The organism is Pseudomonas sp. ES3-33 (genome assembly GCF_000952175.1).
GTDB classification, from domain to species: Bacteria; Pseudomonadota; Gammaproteobacteria; order Pseudomonadales; family Pseudomonadaceae; genus Aquipseudomonas; species Aquipseudomonas gregormendelii.
On the sequence record NZ_JZRI01000066.1, the window covers coordinates 1 to 17,468 of the forward strand.

Annotated in this window: 16 protein-coding genes; 11 read left to right on the top strand and 5 right to left on the bottom strand. The window is 58.0% G+C overall.

Going from position 1 to position 17,468, the window contains the following annotated elements; translation table 11 throughout:
- Positions 1–34: 34 nt before the first annotated feature.
- Both UB23_RS11865 and map read left to right on the top strand, forming a co-directional pair.
- A complete protein-coding gene (locus UB23_RS11865; protein ID WP_045059602.1) occupies positions 35–301 on the top strand; it encodes a ParD-like family protein in 267 nt (88 codons plus the stop codon).
- A complete protein-coding gene (gene map, locus UB23_RS11870; RefSeq protein WP_045059507.1) occupies positions 298–1,089 on the top strand; it encodes a type I methionyl aminopeptidase in 792 nt (263 codons plus the stop codon). Before UB23_RS11865 ends, map begins: the two co-directional genes overlap by 4 nt.
- Before the next feature lie 76 nt (positions 1,090–1,165).
- Here map and UB23_RS11875 read toward each other — a convergent pair whose 3' ends face one another.
- From UB23_RS11875 to UB23_RS11885, 3 genes are all read right to left on the bottom strand, one after another.
- A complete protein-coding gene (locus UB23_RS11875; protein ID WP_045059508.1) occupies positions 1,166–2,338 on the bottom strand; it encodes a DUF1624 domain-containing protein in 1,173 nt (390 codons plus the stop codon).
- Between the two features lie 385 nt (positions 2,339–2,723).
- The gene (locus UB23_RS11880; RefSeq protein ID WP_045059509.1) at positions 2,724–4,979 is read right to left on the bottom strand and encodes a TonB-dependent siderophore receptor; all 2,256 of its coding nucleotides are present in this window, start codon (positions 4,977–4,979) and stop codon (positions 2,724–2,726) included.
- Between the two features lie 341 nt (positions 4,980–5,320).
- Positions 5,321–6,208 carry an AraC family transcriptional regulator gene (locus UB23_RS11885; RefSeq protein ID WP_045059510.1) on the bottom strand — a complete coding sequence of 296 codons (888 nt, stop codon included), beginning with the start codon at positions 6,206–6,208 and terminating at the stop codon, positions 5,321–5,323.
- A gap of 138 nt (positions 6,209–6,346) precedes the next feature.
- On the opposite strand from UB23_RS11885, the gene UB23_RS11890 reads away from it, so the two are divergent.
- From UB23_RS11890 to UB23_RS11905, 4 genes are all read left to right on the top strand, one after another.
- Positions 6,347–7,090 carry an SDR family NAD(P)-dependent oxidoreductase gene (locus tag UB23_RS11890; protein WP_045059511.1) on the top strand — a complete coding sequence of 248 codons (744 nt, stop codon included), beginning with the start codon at positions 6,347–6,349 and terminating at the stop codon, positions 7,088–7,090.
- A gap of 18 nt (positions 7,091–7,108) precedes the next feature.
- A complete protein-coding gene (locus tag UB23_RS11895) occupies positions 7,109–7,531 on the top strand; it encodes a VOC family protein (RefSeq protein WP_045059512.1) in 423 nt (140 codons plus the stop codon).
- A gap of 289 nt (positions 7,532–7,820) precedes the next feature.
- Complete coding sequence (locus UB23_RS11900; RefSeq protein ID WP_045059513.1) at positions 7,821–8,651, top strand: alpha/beta fold hydrolase; 831 nt, start codon at positions 7,821–7,823, stop codon at positions 8,649–8,651.
- 150 nt (positions 8,652–8,801) lie between these two features.
- On the top strand, positions 8,802–9,203 hold the full coding sequence (locus tag UB23_RS11905; RefSeq protein ID WP_045059603.1) for a RidA family protein: 402 nt from the start codon (positions 8,802–8,804) through the stop codon (positions 9,201–9,203).
- Here the strand turns inward: UB23_RS11905 and UB23_RS11910 are convergent.
- Positions 9,193–10,086, bottom strand: a complete 894-nt coding sequence (locus UB23_RS11910; protein WP_045059604.1) for a LysR family transcriptional regulator — start codon at positions 10,084–10,086, stop codon at positions 9,193–9,195. The genes UB23_RS11905 and UB23_RS11910 overlap by 11 nt on opposite strands.
- An 8-nt stretch (positions 10,087–10,094) precedes the next feature.
- A complete protein-coding gene (locus tag UB23_RS28485; protein ID WP_330218103.1) occupies positions 10,095–10,322 on the bottom strand; it encodes a MerR family DNA-binding transcriptional regulator in 228 nt (75 codons plus the stop codon).
- Positions 10,323–10,425: 103 nt separating this feature from the next.
- On the opposite strand from UB23_RS28485, the gene UB23_RS11915 reads away from it, so the two are divergent.
- From UB23_RS11915 to UB23_RS11935, 5 genes are all read left to right on the top strand, one after another.
- Positions 10,426–10,767 (top strand): DUF3703 domain-containing protein, encoded by a 342-nt coding sequence (locus UB23_RS11915; protein WP_045059514.1) that lies wholly within the window; start codon positions 10,426–10,428, stop codon positions 10,765–10,767.
- Between the two features lie 52 nt (positions 10,768–10,819).
- Positions 10,820–11,056, top strand: a complete 237-nt coding sequence (locus UB23_RS11920) for a hypothetical protein (RefSeq protein ID WP_177328550.1) — start codon at positions 10,820–10,822, stop codon at positions 11,054–11,056.
- Between the two features lie 13 nt (positions 11,057–11,069).
- Positions 11,070–11,384: a hypothetical protein gene (locus tag UB23_RS29270; RefSeq protein ID WP_152644263.1), complete on the top strand. Its 315-nt coding sequence runs from the start codon at positions 11,070–11,072 to the stop codon at positions 11,382–11,384.
- Between the two features lie 310 nt (positions 11,385–11,694).
- Complete coding sequence (locus tag UB23_RS11930; protein WP_045059516.1) at positions 11,695–12,819, top strand: response regulator; 1,125 nt, start codon at positions 11,695–11,697, stop codon at positions 12,817–12,819.
- 93 nt (positions 12,820–12,912) lie between these two features.
- Positions 12,913–17,463: a CHASE domain-containing protein gene (locus tag UB23_RS11935; protein WP_045059517.1), complete on the top strand. Its 4,551-nt coding sequence runs from the start codon at positions 12,913–12,915 to the stop codon at positions 17,461–17,463.
- The last annotated feature ends 5 nt before the right edge of the window (positions 17,464–17,468 follow it).

The window sequence follows — 17,468 nt, forward strand, 5'->3', positions numbered from 1 at the left end:
ACGTGTGCTCTTCCGATTTCGTATGGTTGAAGTCATGGGTATTGTGAAGATCTCCGAAGGCATGCACGAAAACCTGCGCGTCGCCAGCGACGCGCTGAGTCGCTCGATCAACGCGCAGGCCGAGCACTGGATGCGCATTGGCATGCTCGCCGAGCTGCACCCGAACCTGGACCACAGCGACATCTGCCGCTTGCTGGTGCGTGCCGAACTGGCGGGAGGCCTGGACCTGAATCAACTGTGTGATCTGGCGCAAAACGCCCAAGGCCTGCAGCTTGCAGCAGGCAGCGGAGCCGGCAAATGAAGGCCATCGTTCCGATCAACACGGCGGCGCAAATAGCCCAGTCGCGCACAGCTGCACAACTGGCGGCCGAAGTGCTGGCCATGATTACCCCCCATGTGAAAGCGGGGGTCACCACCAACGAACTTGATCGACTCTGCCACGACCACATCGTCAACGTGCAGAAAGCCATAGCTGGTAATATCGGCTATCACGGCTTTCCGAAAACCGTGTGCACTTCCGTCAACCAAGTGGTCTGCCATGGCATTCCAACGGATGAGTCTTTGAAAGACGGCGACATCCTCAATATCGACATCGCCGTGATCAAGGACGGCTGGTACGGCGACACCAGCCGCATGTACTTTGTCGGCGAGCCGGCCCCCGAGGCGCGACGCCTGGTCAAGACCACCTATGACGCCATGTGCGCCGGCATTCGGGCTGTGCGGCCTGGTGCAACCCTGGGCGACATCGGTTATGCCATTCAAACCGTCGCCGAGCGCGAGGGCTTCAGTGTGGTGCGCGAATACTGCGGGCACGGCATCGGCAAGGTCTATCACGATGAGCCGCAGATCCTGCATTACGGCTATCCGGGGCAGGGCCTGAAGTTGAAAGCTGGGATGATTTTCACCATTGAGCCGATGCTCAATGCCGGTAAGCGGCACGTGAAGACCCTGGCGGATGGCTGGACCGTTGTGACCAAGGATGAGTCTCTTTCGGCACAGTGGGAGCACATGGTGGCGGTGACTGACGATGGCTTTGAAGTGTTGTCGGTTTGGCCGGATAGCAATGATGTTTATCCTGCGATTGTTTAGTGGCTATTGGGTCATCGTGGTGACCGGTTCAATCACGCATGATTCAGGTCGGCAAGCCGACCTGAATCGCCGTCACTCAGAAATACTTCAGCCAGCCAATATCCCGACGCCGCGCCTTCAATGCCGCAAACCAGCGCACTGGCAAATATAGCGATGCGGCCAGTATTAGCGCCGTCAACCACACCGCCCAAATGCTGTCGAAACCGAAGTAGTTGCCCTGGTTCAAGCCAGACACCGCAACGCTGATCAGGTACAGCACCTTGAGCACATAAAGGTGCAGCAAGTAGAAGAACATCGGCGCGGCACCAAACACCGCCAGGGTACTGATCCACTTGCGTTGCTGGGCGCGCTCGAAGCCCAGTAGCAACAGCAGGCCCGCCCCGATTGTCAGGGCAAGGAACAGCAGGGAAGGCGGGTATTTGGTGATGTTGAAGAAGCTCATCAACGTTTGAGTGGTGCCTTCATAGGCGAGCCATTGCGCTTCGCCGTAGCCATTCACAAGGCGCAATGCAAAGTACCCAAACAACGCCCCTGAACCTGCCATCAGCAGTTTGCGTTGGCGTGAATTGACGCTTGCTGAGCCGCCAAACCAGGGGCCGATGCAGTAGCCGAGAGCGATCACACCTATCCAAGGCAGGACCGGATAGGACGTGCGCAACCTCAGCTGCTCGGACACCTCGATCCAGCTGCGATCATGCAGAATCGCCCAAGGTACGTGCAGGCTTGAGCCGACCGGGAAGTGCAGGCCGTCGAGCAGGTTGTGCCCGGCGACGATGATCGCGGCCACAACGAACAGGACGGGCCTAGGCAGCCACACCAGGATGGCAAGCGCAATCATGCTGACGCCGATGGCCCAGATCACTTGCATGTAGATCACGCTGGGTGTGAGCTGGAAGGTCCAGGCGAAATTCACCAGGGTGAATTCCAGCACCACCAGGAACAGGCCGCGCTTGAACAGGAAGGTGCAGACGTCGCTTTTGCCCTGATGCTTTTCGCCGTAGAGGTAGGCGGACAAACCGGTTAACAGGACAAATACCGGGGCACACAGGTGGGCGAGGGTGCGGCTGAAGAACAGGGCCGGTTCAGTGGTGTCGATGCCCATGGGGTCAGCTACCTGGCGGTGCAGGAAAAACGTTTCGCGCACGTGGTCGAGCAGCATGAACAGGATGACTAATCCCCTGAGGGCATCGATGGATAGCAGGCGCTGGTTCAGGCGTGTGGCGGGAGGGATGTGGACAGGGATTGTCATGAGGAAATCGCAGGCAGTGATTGGAAGGCAATGTTATTCTATAACATTAATCTTGCGACTGTCTTGTGGGAGCCGGCTTGCCGGCGATCGGAGCACCGCAGTGTGCCAGTCACACCGCCATCGCGAGCAAGCTTTGCTCCCATAACGGTCGTGCATACAGCACTGGACTGTGGGAGCCGGCCTGCCGGCGATCGGAGCGCGGTGTGCCAGTCACACCGCCATCGCGAGCAAGCTTTGCTCCCACAGAGGTCGTGCATACAACACTGGACTGTGGGAGCCGGCTTGCCGGCGATCGGAGCACCGCGGTGTGCCAGTCACACCGCCATTGCGAGCAAGCTTTGCTCCCACAGAGGTCGTGCATACAACACCGGCATCGCCGCGATCGTTAGAAGCGGTACTTCGCCGAAGCCGTAATGCTGCGCGGGGCGCCGTAGGTCAGGGCACCGTAGGCATCGAAGATGTCGAAGTACTTCTCGTCGGTGACATTGTTCGCGTTGACCTGTGCCGAGAGGTTGTCGGTGATCTCGTAGCGCGCCATCAGGTTGACCAATGCATAGGCGTCCTGCTGGATTTTCTCGGAGTTGCCGGCCGGGTTGGTGGCGTAGGTATAGATCGAGTCCTGCCAATTGACGCCGCCGCCGATAGTCAACTTGTTGAACGCGCCGGGCAGGCGGTAGGTGGTGAAGGTACGCAGCAACTTGGTTGGGTACAGCGTGTTCACGTCGTCGCCGTTGGCATCTTCAGCGGTGAACTGGGTGTAGCCCACCGAGGCATTCCAGTCGGTGGCGAGTTCGCCGGACACTTCCAGCTCGAAGCCCTTGCTGGTTGCACCTTCGCTGGCTTCGTATGCAAAACCGCCGACCGGGTTCGAAGGATCGATCAGCACGCCGGTGCTTTGGCCAAGGTTGTCCTGTTTGATCTGGAAGATCGCTGCGGAGGTGTTCAAGCGGCCGCCGAAGAACTCGCCCTTCAGACCCATTTCGGTGCTCTCGCCGACGATGGGCTCCAGTGTCTGGCCACTGCTGTCGCGCACCGATTGTGGCAGGAAGATTTCGGTGTAGCTGGCATAGGCCGAGATGTTGTCGGTGAGGTCATAGACCACGCCGGCATAGGGGGTCAATTCATGGTCAACATCCACCTTGCTGACTTCCGAGAACACGTCGTCACTGGTCTTTTCGTACCAGCTCTCGCGCGCGCCCAGAATCACTTTCAAGTCGTCGGTCACGTTCAGGCGGGTGGCGGCATAAAGACCCTTCTGGCGAGTCTCGCTGTAGCCATAATCGGTGCGCGGCCCCCAGACCGGCTCGGCAAAGTTGCCGTCGTAGGCATCAAAGTCGGCCACGCCCTCAAAGCCGGTTTGCGCATCCAGTGAGTCGGCGTCGAATTTCTGCTTGCTATCCACGTAACCGAAGGCCAGCTCATGCTCGCGGCCCAGCAGCGAGAACGGCCCATTGAAGCGAATGGCATAGTCGTCCTGAGTGGTCTCGGTCTTGTAGGTTGCCGGGAATGAAGACATGGGCGCGCTGCCGTTGCGGCCTGGATTGCCCGAGAGGTAGAGCAGGGAAGAGTCGCCGGTGCGCTCGCCACGGTTGTAGCTGAGGTTCATCTGCCAGTCGTTGGCAAATTTGTGATCGAGATTGACGAAGTAGGTGTCGTAAGTGGTGTCCCACTTGCTCCATTTGGCCGAGGTAGTCTTGGAGCGGCTCCAGTTGGTCCGGCTGCCGTCCGCGTACCAGACCGGCAGGCCGCCCCACATCGGCGAGTCTGTCTTGTTTTCCTGGTGGCTCAAACCAAACCAGAGCGTCGTGTCTGGCGTCAGGTCGATGTCCATGGTGCCGTAGAGGGTCTGGCGCTTGTCGGAGTTCATGTCGATCCAGGTGTCGCCCTCGTTGGTCTCGCCAACCAGACGCGCGCGAATCGTGCCTTCCTCGTTCAGCGCAGTGGACACATCACCCTCGACGCCATAGGTGTCCCAGGTACCGGCGCTCAGTTCCACCGAGCCTTTGAGGGCGGTGCTGTTGGCGCGCTTGCGCACCATGTTGATCGACGCCGAAGGGTCGCCCGCACCGGTCATCAAACCGTTGGCGCCGCGCACCACTTCAACGCGGTCATACATGGCCAGGCTGCTGAAAATCTCCCCCGAACTCCACGGCTGCTCGTAGATGGTGGGCACGCCATCGATCATCAACGAGTTGAGCTCGAACCCGCGGGCGTTGAACTGCGCGCGGCTGGTCTCGTAGCGGTTCACCGACACACCCGTGGTGTTGTTGACCACGTCGACGATGGTCTTCAAATCCTGATCCTGGATGCGCTGCTGGGTAACCACGCTGACCGACTGCGGGGTCTCGCGCAGCGACATGCTCAAAGGCGTTGCAGTGCGAGCCGCATCTGTCGTGTAGGAGTTCGTGTCTTCGGTTACGGCACTGCGTTCGCGGGCGGCAGTCTCGGTGATTGCGATAGGGGCCAGGTTCAAAGAGTTTCCATTCTCTTTTTGTTCAGTCTGTTCCGCCGCCTGCACCGAGGGTGCAGTCAGGGCGATACCGGCAGCAAGAACGTGCACTGCTAGGGCCAGAGGGCGCAGCTGGGATGGCGAGCGCTGCGTGGCGGAGTTTTTTGAACGCGAGGAAATGGGGGCGATCATGCGAATTCTCATTCGGTTTGCTGTTATTGAGAATCCTTATCATACGCAAATGTAATTATATGTGAAATGAGGTTTTTACTTATTTGGGAACAATTATCAGTTGTGATAGCGTCTTAACGCCTGACTTGGACCGTTTGCTGATTTACGGCCTTACCTGAACGCCTCACCCTGACCCAGTTGGTTGAGATCCATTACGAGGACATTGCCGCGCCGGGCTGGAGCGGGGGTATGCCGGCAACAGATCCAGGCTGACTTCGACCGCTGCTTGATTGTGGCGCCATTGAACTGAAAGCGCTTTTATGGCGCGCGCGTCTGGATGATACTTGGGGCGAGACGCGCGCCTATCGAGCTCTCGTCTCGCCCAGAATCCTCGCGGCGTCCTGCGCGGGAGGTAAGCCAAACACCCGCGCATAATCCCGGCTGAATTGCGTTGCGCTCTCGTATCCGACTTCAAAGGCGGCGGCCATCACGCTCCTGGAATTGGCCACCATCAGCGTTCGCGCCTGGAGCAGGCGTACGCGTTTTTGATACTGCAAAGGGCTAAAATTGGTCACCGCCTTGAAGTGCCGATGAAACGCCGAGACGCTCATTGACGCACGGTTTGCCAGGCTTTCCACCCTGATCGGCTGGGCAAAGTCACGGCGAATCCATTGGATAGCCATGCTGACGCGGGCCATGGCCGTATCGGGGGCGGCGATCTCGCGCAGCATCCAGCCGTGGGGGCCCTGCAGCACACGGAACAGAATCTCACGCTCATACACCGGGGCCAGGGCGGCGATAGCCTGGGGGTCGCCCATCAGTCGCAGCATGCGCACCCAGGCATCCATCAATTCGGTGGTCACTGACGCCACACAAAAGCCGGCGTTGTATTCGTAGCGTGCGGCAGGTTTGGGCAGGTCGGCGAAGAGTGCGGACAGTACGCCGGGGTCCAGTGTCAGGCTCACGGCCAGATAAGGCTCTCCGGACTCGGCCGGATGCACCGAGCCTACTGCCGGCAAGTCTATGGACATGACGAAATAGGTCGCCGGGTCATACCGCAGCGTGCGGTCCCCCACGGTCATGCTTTTGCTGCCCTGCAGGATCAGGTTGATCATCGGGTCGTAGACCGCCGCCAGCAGGTGCTCGGGAATTTTACCCTGCACCATGGCCACGCGCGGAATGCCCGTCTCGGTACGGCGATTTTCAGCGCCGGCCGCGAGCAATCGCAGCTCATTCAATTGATTATCCATGCCGGGCATGCTGAGGGCAGAGCAGGTTGGCGTGCAAGCGAAAAGCAGAAACAGGCAGGTTTCGAGCAGGAACGGGTGCGACCCCGGTGGCTGCGATCAATACTGTGGAGGCACGTTTGAACCACAGAGGAACATGACATGAGCGTAATCGTAATCACTGGCGGCAGCCGCGGGATCGGCGCAAGTGCCGCCGAACACATTTCCCGGTCAGGCCTGGGGGTGATCCTCACCTACAACACCAACCCCCAGGCTGCGGCTGCAGTTACAGGGCGCATCGAGAAAGCCGGTGGCAAGGCCGTCGCGCTAAAGCTGGATGTCGCTGACGTAGCCAGCTTCCCGGCGTTTCGCGAGTCGGTGGTACTGGCCTTGCGCGAATCCTGGCAGGCGACCACCCTGGCGGGCTTGGTCAACAACGCCGGGTACGGCCTGTTCAATCCCCTGGCCAGCGTCAGCGAAGCGCAGTTCGATGGCCTGTGCAATGTCCACCTCAAAGGCCCGTTTTTCCTCACCCAGGCGCTGCTGCCATTACTGGCGGACAACGCCAGTATCGTCAACCTGACCAGCGCCACGACCCGTGTGGCCACCTCTGGCGTGGCGCCCTACGCGGCCTTCAAGGGGGGGCTGGAAGTGCTCACCCGGTACATGGCCAAGGAGTTTGGCGAGCGCGGCATCCGTGCCAACGCCGTATCGCCCGGCGCTATTCGTACCGAACTGGGCGGCGGGCTCAATGATGAGTTCGAAGCCATGCTGGCAGCGCAAACAGCGCTCGGCAGGGTCGGCGAGCCAGAGGATGTGGCACGGGTCATTGCCATGTTGTTGTCCGAGGACGGCGCCTGGATCAATGCCCAGACCATCGAAGTCGCCGGCGGCTACAACATCTGAACACGCGAGGGCTGCAGCATGCTGGATCACATTTTTCTTTCAGTGAGCGACATCAAGCGCTCCATCGGTTTCTACGAAGCGACGTTGGCACCGCTGGGTATCACCGTGCGCCTGGACTACGACGGGCAAGACGGGCCGCCGGGTCATCCCGATCTCAAAGGCTTCGGCGTCAATGGCCGGATATTTTTCTGGTTGCGCGAAGGGGTAGTCGAGGGCGCAGCGGTGCACGTGGGTTTTGTGGCCAACAGCAAGGCTGAGGTTAAAGCCGCCTATGCGGCTGCCATTGACAGTGGAGCGGTCGATAACGGCGCGCCTGGCGCACGCTTGCACTATGACCCGAACTACTACGCCGCCAATGTGCTGGACCCCGACGGGTACAGCCTGGAATTCGTCTACAAAAACTGGCAGCACGGCCGTAGCACGTCGAGTGCTCAAAGGTGACCGCCGGTCGGGCTTTGCCACCCCGGCGCAGGTCTTCGGTGGTGGATTTGCCGAGAGCATTGACGGCACGCTAATCACCGATCGTTAGGGTTGTCGTGCCTTCGAGCCCGTGGCCGTGATCAGGCCGCTCGATTGGTAGTCAGAACCGCGGTCCGCTGATTGTCGTCAGTTCGCCTATTCTCATGGTCCACCCGGGAAAACCATTGGCCTTGAAGTGACTGCAAACCTGAAGAGGCCGGGTGGCCAGGCAGCGCGCAGAGGCCCGTCATTTCATTCTGGAGATGCGAGCATGGGCTACGTCACTACGCAGGACGGTGTTGAGATCTTTTACAAAGACTGGGGGCCACGCGATGCCCCGGTGATCTGCTTTCATCACGGATGGCCTCTCAGCGCGGACGACTGGGATGCGCAGATGCTGTTTTTTCTGGCGAACGGTTATCGGGTGATTGCGCACGACCGGCGTGGCCACGGGCGATCCAGCCAGGTCTGGGACGGGCACGACATGGATCACTATGCCGATGACGTCGCGGCTGTAGTCGACCATCTGGGCGTACAAGGCGCAGCCCATGTGGGGCATTCCACCGGAGGCGGCGAGGTAATCCATTACATTGCTCGCCATGGCGAAGACCGAGTGTCGAAGGCCGCCATCATCAGCGCCGTGCCGCCCTTGATGGTGCAGACCCCGAGCAATCCCGGCGGCTTGCCAAAATCGGTTTTCGATGACCTGCAGGCACAGCTCAAGGCCAACCGCGCACAGTTCTACCATGACGTTCCGGCGGGACCTTTCTACGGGTACAACCGCCCTGGGGCAAAACCGTCCGAGGGGATCATCCTGAATTGGTGGCGGCAAGGCATGATGGGCTGTGCCAAGGCGCACTATGACGGGATCGTGGCCTTTTCCCAGACCGACTTCACCGAAGATCTGAAGCGCATCACCATTCCAGTGCTGGTGATGCACGGTGATGATGACCAGATCGTGCCGTACGAAGACTCTGGACCTTTATCGGCAAAGCTCCTGCAAAACAGCACACTGAAAACCTATTCGGGCTTCCCCCACGGAATGCCGACGACCAACGCCGACACCATCAACGCCGACTTGCTCGCTTTCCTGCGAGGTTAGGCAAAGGGGCAGGGGTTGCGTGAATGCTCGCAGCCCCTGCACCCATTTTCACTGTCCATGTGCGTGAACAGTGATGTCAAAAACCAGGGATTATTTTTCTTCGAGCAGTCCACTAGCATCGTTGGCAATCAACTGGACCCGGAGAACACCATGAGCAAGCCCGAATTTTTCGTCACCCCAGGTTATGGCGACTACCTGCGCGAGAACCTGCATTACTCCCAGGCCGTCAAAGTTGGCAATCGCATTGAAACATCAGGCCAGGGCGGCTGGGATGATGAGTTCAACATTCCCCCATCGCTCGCTGACGAGATCGGCCAGGCGTTTGCCAACCTGACAAGAACCTTGACCGCAGCGGGGGCTGGCTGGGAGCACGTAGTTCACGTCAATTCCTACCATGTAGGTGGTTTTCCTCCCGAAGTGAACGAGGCGATGGTCAAGTGGTACCGCCACTACATGCCCAACCATGCGCCGATCTGGACGCAGGTCGGGGTCGAGTCCCTCGGGTTGCCGACCATGCGCATCGAAATCCGTGTCACGGCAATCATTCCCTGACACCGAACCTTTCAATCACCCAATCGATAAACACTTTGAGGCGAGCATTCTGATGACGATTGGGTGGGTATATGACCTGGAACGGCATGGCCGGTCGCGACCAGCTTTCCAGTACCGGCACTAACTGGCCCGTATCGAAGTAATGCTGAACAATCGAGCGAAAGTGCTGCCCGACGCCAAAGCCCGCGAGCAGCATTTCCTTGAGGCCATTGCCTTCGTTAGTCGTAAACGCGCAATTGCCCACTTCATGCCGAGTCGTCCCTCGCTCGAAAATCAACGGCTCTGCGGTGTTAGATGGAAAAAAATAACCCACCCTCAGATGGTTGTTCTCCAGGTCATCAGGGGACTGTGGCGTGCCCATGCGCGCCAGGTAGCTGGGGGCTGCGCAGGTGACGTATTCGAGGTCGGCGATTTTGCGACTGATCATGGCCATGTCCTCGGGCCTGCCCGCTCGAATCACGCAGTCCACCCCTTCACCCACGATGTTGATCGCCCGATCACTGATCCCCAAGGCGATGGTGATGTCCGGGTACTCACGGTGAAAATCCACCAGCGCCGGGATCAACAGGCCATTGGCGAACGATGCCGGCGCGTCCACTCGCAAGTGACCGTGGGCCTTGAGCTTTCGCCCGCGCACAGCGTTGTCCACCTCGTCCAGTTCGGCCACCAGGCGCACGGCATGCAGGTGGTAATCCAGACCTTCGAGCGTGGGTGTAAGCGCCCGTGTGGTGCGTTGAATCAGCCTGATGCCCAGGTGTTTTTCCAGGTCTGTAATCAGTTTGCTGACCGTGGAGCGTGGGAGCGCCAGCTGTTCGGATGCCCGACTGAAAGAGCCGGTTTCGATGACCCGGACAAAGGCGCGCAGCGCCAGGAGTTGGTTCATGCTGATCTCTACCTCGGTGAACCACAGGGGTTCACACGGTTGCACAGCAGGCGCTCACGCTCCTGATCGGTGTAGCAGCGGTAGCCCGATGGCGATCTACCAGCAGAGGGCATTAGCCCCACAGTTCCGTAGTAACGGATGGTGACCGCTTTGGTTTGGGTCGCTTTCGCCAAGGCACCGACCGTGTAAGTGGCCTTATTCATTTCCCTTGACCTTATAGCCGCTAGAGCCTTCATTCTACTCACTTCCGGCGATTGGCCTATGCGCCCGTGTATGTGCGTCCTCTACAAGCAAGGGCTCAATGGATTACGCCTGCTAAAGAAATAGAGCGAGGTCGGCATGAAAGAAACGTTGCGCAGCGCCATAACTGAAGCCTTCCGCGAGGCTGGCCTGGCTGTGAGGCACAGGGACTTTCAGGCGGCCTACGGCTGGTTGGAGCGGGCGCATATCCTCACCCAACGCATGCCGCTGGCTCACGCGAAATCTCATTGGCTCATGCTGAAACTGGGGTGGCTCACGAAGGATTGGCGGGAGGTTGCGGGCCAGCTCCCGCGCATTGTTGCAGCCCTGTTGTTGTCCACGATCTGGGTCCCAGTCGGCAACACGGGAAGAGCGCGCATCAGCGCATTTTCTGCCATGCCACTCAGCACCGAACTGGAAGATCTGTTGCGCGAAGACTAGTGCACATCGAACGCCTGCAAGACCTTCAGCGAGCGAAATTGGACGCCAGGATATGGCGACCAGCGCAAGGTTCACCGAAGGCTATCTGGTGCTGGTACGCGCGTTCGAGCGCAGGGTTGCGGCCAACAAACCAAGCGCCGACGCACTTGCGACCGCCATGGGCATCGTTGCTGCACTGGTGGGTGGCCTCTCGATCGCACGTGCCACCGCGAAGGCCAGGCCGGAGGTGTCGGCCCAGGCACTGCGGGGCGTGCGTTACATGATAGATGCCGCGCTGGGCACCTCATGACTCCGACGTTTTCGTGTTCTTCGTTCAATCCATTACCGGGTGCATCGGTATTTGCATCGTGCTACCGCGCCCTGGCGTTATTCCACCATCCACCAGGAACATCGACCACCCCTCCAGGCCGTGGCGAATTTTCTACCGGGTCATGACCATTTGCGTGTGCAACTTGTTCGCGTCTCTGATTATTTTGATGGCTCTGGCCAGCCTCGATACCGGAGATCTGTCGAACGGCGTCCGCGCATTGTTGCTGCTAATGCTGCCGATTCCTTTGGTGATGGTCTTTTATTGGCTGCTTGCCAAAGCCATGCGCAAGCACCGTGTGAATGAATAGCTTTCGGCCCAATGGGCACTGCTGTATCAGATAGTCCAGTTCAGCTGGCTTTGCTGCTCTCGCCACTAACCCCCCAGCCTAACTACCTGTGAGCTGTTTGCTCGCTTGTATAGTTCGCGGGTCAGGAATAGATTCGATCCTTCAAGGATCCTATCAAGCTGCAAATCAAAGGGAAATTGCCGGGATTTACTCAAAATCGCTCGGTAACAACCTCACCCTCTGATCTCCACGACGTCCATGTTTGCTGTTGGCTGATAGCCAGCCGCTAAGACGTTGCGAGGTTGGGTATCAATCCATTGAGGATTACCGAATGCGTGTGATGATCCTGGATGATGATCCCTGGATATCCGATCTTTTAAAACAGCTCGTGTTGAGCATCCGTCCGGTTGCTCAGGTCGATTGCTTTACCGATGTCGCTAGCGCGTTAGACGCCTGGGAGCCAGGCACCTATCAATTGGTGATGGCTGACTGGAATCTACCGGATGCCCCCGGCGTCAAGCTGTTGCAGAAAATTCGTGAAAAAGATCAAAGCACGCCGCTGATCATGATCACCGGGCGCGCTGATCGAGACAGTGTACTGGCGGTAAAGTCGCTGAGGATCAGTGCCTTTTTCACCAAGCCATTCCAGGTTTCGCGCGTCGTAAAATGCCTGGACGCGCTCCTTCCGCTTGATGAGCTCCCCCGGGCGATGCCTGTCAACACTGAAGACCTGGTCAGCTATCTCGGTGGTTTGTCTGCGGATGAGTTGGACTTGCCTTTACTCGCCTCGGTAAAAGACAAACTTCAGCTCGGCTATGGCGGGGTGCCAATGGATTTACGAGCACTCGCCAATGATTGGCAGTATGACCCGGGGCTATGCGCCCACTTGATTGCCGCCGCCAACGGTGCCGCGTATCTCGGGCTCGGCCAGCCATGCACGAATTTGAACGCTGCTCTGGCACGGTTAGGAGGGCTTACCAGCGTGAATCTGGCGATTAGCCAGGCCCTGCGACAGGCCAATACTCAACCTGACGGCATGCTGGTGACTTTTATCCAGGCTCATCTGGATGATGCCGAGCGTTTAGCTGAACGAGTGGTGCTCCTGGCTCAACGATGTGGCCTGGATCCCGCCCCGCTGCAAAGTGCGGCCCTGCTGCACCGCATGGGCGAACTCTGTGTGTTGTACCAGACTCGGAAATGGGAGAACCAGGGCAATAGCGTGGCCGAAGAAACGCTTACCCACGCTGTCCGTGATTTCTCAGCACCTTTTGCCATTCGCTTGAAAGCGCGCTGGGGGCTGCCTATGGCTCTACGCGAGCTGATAGGCGCAATTTACGCGTTGCCCCACATGCAAGTTCGCCGTGAACAAGTGGTGATGCGCCTTGCTGCCGCCATGAACAACGGCGAACCCGGACCAGACATAGACAGACTTCAACGATTAGCTGGCCTGACATGAGCGTATTCGTGGTTTGCAGGTTGGACATCTTGCGGCGCCCCAACAGGGTTTGAACTTTAATCTTGAAGGCTGAAGGCCTTCTGCAGTGGGGCAATGCGGGTGAGAAGGCATAAGTTTTTTGCATGGAACTGGCTGGTAGCTATCACTCTGGTCGTGGGGTTAGGGGCAAGCATTCTGGGAGGTTGGATCCTCGAACGCAGCAACGAACAGCAGGCCCAACAAGCGATTAGAGCTGCGACCGAAGAGGCCGCAGAGTTGGTTTTAATGCGTCTCAATCTTTACCAGTACGGTTTGCGAGGTGTTCGTGGAGCGGTGCTGACAGCAGGCGAATATGATATTAGCCGTGAAGTATTTCGCCGATATCACAGAACCCGTGACCTCGCTTTCGAGTTCCCCGGCGCCAGTGCCTTTGGTTTTATCAGGCGTGTACCAGAGCGCGATGAAAACGAGTTTCTCAAGTCCGCTCGATCTGACGGCCCAGCGGATTTTTCCATTCATCAATTCTCAGCCCATTCAGGCGAGCGCTACGTTATTCAGTATGTCGAACCGGCTGAAGCTAACCAGGCTGCCATTGGCTTGGACATAGCGTCAGAGACATCGCGGCGAGAGGCGGCACAATCTTCGATACAAAGCGGTGCTGCACGGATCACTGGGCCAATCACGTTAATACAGGCCATGGGGAAACCGCAGCAGTCTTTCCTGGTGTTGATGCCTATCTTTCGCGACGGAGTGACTCCGGTGAGTGTTGCTGATCGCGAGGCCGCAGCTTTTGGCTGGAGCTATGTCGTGTTGCGGACAGGGGAGGTACTCAGAGGGCTGCGCATAGAAGATGAGACGGTACATTTACGATTAAGGGACATCACCGTCCCAGGACAAGAGAAACTGTTTTATGAAAGCACCGCCGACTCGGGTCACCGTGAAACGCTGATGACCCATCAGCTGGAGCGCGAGGTATACGGGAGGCGGTGGCAAGTCGAACTCGGCGCAAACTCGCTGTTTATCCAGCGCCTGCATCAGGTCTCACCAAAAGTCGTGCTGTTTTTCGGTGGCTTTCTCACGCTTCTTCTTGCGACCCTGGCGAGTGTCGTGAGTGTCAGCCGTCAACGTCGGCGGCAGATACTTGTCGAGCAGGCAAGCCTGGCTTCCATCGTCGAAAGCTCGGGCGACGGCATTATTGGAAAAAACCTCGATGGCGTCGTCACCAACTGGAACCAAGGGGCCGAGCACCTTTTTGGTTATACCACCGAGGAAGCCGTGGGCCAGACACTGGCCAATTTGATAGTTCCGCTAGCGCTTGTCACAGAGGAAGCTCATATCCTTGCGCGCATCAGGGCGGGTGAGCGCATCGACAGCTTTGATACGCAACGCCATCACAAAGACAGGCGACTGATCGATGTCTCCGTCAGCATCTCACCCATTTATGGCGAGGGTGGTGGCGTCATTGGGGCGTCCAAGACATTAAGGGATATCTCGGCGAAAAAAGTGGCAGAGGCCCGAATCCTTGAACTCAACTCCAACCTCGAAGAGCAGGTTGCGCAACGAACATCCGAGTTGCGGCATCTCAATCTGTTGTTGGACACGGTACTACGCTCTGCTACTGAGGTATCGATCATTGCGACGGATCTCGATGGGGTTATCCGTGTGTTCAACAAAGGCGCCGAGCATTTGCTGGGTTATGACGCCGTTGAGTTGGCAGGCAAAGGCACCCCGGCGCTCTTCCATGTCACAGAGGAAGTCGCTGCACGTGGCGTTGAGCTGAGCGAGGAGTACGCTCAGCCTATCGACGGTTTCCGTGTCCTTACCCATAAACCTGAGCTTGAAGGCGCAGAAACCCGGGAGTGGACTTACACACGCAAGGATGGCTCGCGGTTTCCTGTCACGCTAGTGGTCACCTCCATGCGCGATGCCGATGGGGTATTGAGCGGTTACCTGGGGATTGCGGTAGACATCACCGAACGTAAAGCGGCAGAAAAGGAACTGGCGGCGAGCCTGAAGACGACACTGGAACAACGCAGCGAACTGATGGCTGTGCACGATCAACTGCTGATGGCTGCTGAAGTGGCAGAATTGGGCGTCTGGTCCTGGACGTTGGCCGACAATAACCTGCAGTGGAATGACCGTATGTTCGAGTTCTACGGGCAGCCACTGACGTTGCGGCATACCGGTGTGAACTATATGCACTGGTATTCACGTGTTCACCCTGAGGATGTCGTGGCAGCGGCTGCAAAGCTGAATGCTGCCGTCGAGGGGACTGATGTGTATGACACTATTTTTCGTGTCGTTCGCCCGGACGGTCAGATCCGCTTCATACATGCAGGCGCGCAGGTCGAACGCGATCGAAACGGTGCAGCTTCGCGGGTGACCGGTATCAATCGGGACATCACCGTCCAGCGCGAGCTGGAGTCTCATCTGCTTTACGCCAAGGAACGGGCCGATGCAGGGAGTGCGGCCAAGTCTGCCTTCCTGGCCAACATGAGTCATGAAATACGCACACCGATGAACGCGGTGTTGGGTATGTTGCAGTTGGTACAGAACACTGACCTCAATGGCCGCCAACTCGATTATGTGATCAAAGCGCAGACCGCTGCAAAATCACTGCTGGGTTTACTCAATGACATCCTCGATTACTCCAAGATTGAGGCGGGCAAACTGCAACTTGATGTGCACCCGTTCGAGCTCGAACCGCTCTTGTGTGACCTCGCGGTAGTGCTGGCAGGTAACCAGGGCGAGAAGCAGGTTGAGGTCATGTTCGACCTGGACTCCAATTTACCGAACGACCTGATCGGCGATAGCCTGCGACTGCAGCAGGTACTGATCAATCTGGCGGGCAATGCCCTCAAGTTCACCCTGGAAGGCCAGATCGTGGTCAGCATTGAACAACTGATGCGCACGGAGAATGCTGTGAGCTTGCGCATCGCCGTTTCTGATACCGGCATTGGTATCAGCCCGGAACAGCTTGAGCGCATTTTTGAAGGTTTCACTCAGGCCGAGGCCTCGACTTCCCGGCGCTTTGGCGGCACAGGCCTGGGATTAGTGATCTGCAAGCGGTTGGTCACCCTGATGGGTGGTGAACTTCACGTGGAGAGCCAGCAAGGTGTCGGGAGTCGTTTCTGGTTCGATATCACTCTGGATGTAGCGCCGACGTCACTGCCGGGAACCGCCGGCACTGGAATCCATGTGTCCTTACGGATTCTGGTCGTCGACGACAACGCCATGGCAGGTGAATTGCTATTGCGAACCGTTCATGGATTGGGATGGAAGGCTGACCGCGTCAGCAGTGGCACACAAGCGGTGGAATGGGTGAAGAAAGCCCAAACGCGAGGTGAGGCCTACGACGTGGTGCTGATGGACTGGCGGATGTCCGATATGGATGGGCTGCGCGCTGCGCAATTGATCCAGCAGCGGGTTAACGGCGTACCACCTCCGATGGTCATTATGATCACGGCATACGGCCGCGAGGTATTGGCCGACGTCCACCAGGCGGGAGACGCTCCCTTCGTGGGGTTCCTCACCAAACCTGTCACTCCCAAACAGCTGGCCGACGCTGTCCAGAGAGCATTCAAGGGCAAAGACCTTCTGCAGTCCCCCGTTCCCCGCTCAACGCTTGAGAGACCACCACGTCTGGCCGGGCTACGGCTATTGGTGGTGGAAGACAACATGCTCAATCGACAGGTAGCCAATGAGTTACTGAAAAGGGAAGGCGCGCTGGTGACACTGGCTGAAGGCGGGCTGGAAGGTGTGAGCAAGGTGATGAATGAGCGTGTGTCCTTCGACGTCGTACTAATGGATATCCAGATGCCAGACATTGATGGCTTGGAGGCGACTCGTCGCATTAGATCGATCCCACGCTTTGCAACACTGCCGATTGTGGCGATGACCGCAAATGTCTCCAATACCGATCGTGAAGCCTGCCTTGCTGCGGGGATGAATGATCATATCGGTAAACCTATAGACCTGGAGCAACTCGTCGTAACGCTGCTCTCTCAGGCGGGCAGTGAAGATAGCCAGGCAACATTGACCTTGGGACAAGTCAATTCAGGAGACGGCGTTATAGAGTCTCGTGCATCAACTATTGACCGCTTTGGTGGAGACCTTGATTTGATCCGTAACGTGCTGCGTACCTTTGGCCCTGAGATGGAAAAACAGCTTGTGCAGTTGCGTGATCAGATCCAGCGGCAAGATGCATCGGGAGCTGCGTTTGTACTCCATACCATTAAAGGTAGCAGCGGCACTATGGGCGCCAAGGCATTGTCGCTGCTGGCAGGCGACCTGGAGCACAAACTAAAATCTGCCGATTCTGAGTCTGTAGCCAGTCTTTTGGCCGACCCGATATGGTTTGACGGGTTGGGCAGGTTACTGCAACAGAGCCTTGAGCAAATGAATGCCGATTTTGCCCAGGACCTGCGTGTTGAAAGCAATGCTGACGAGGACTCCATGGCGTCGGCGCAATGGAGAGACTCCCTGGAGGAGATTTTGCTATTGCTGGAAACGGGAAACCTGCAAGCCATAGAACTGGCAGACGCATTGGCGCCAAAAATGCCGCACTCCCTGCGCCCACAGTTCGACGAACTGGTTGTCAGGGTGCAGTCGCTAGACTTTCGCGCTGCGATGCCGATTGGTCGTGATCTGCTGAGATCTGCCTGATGGAA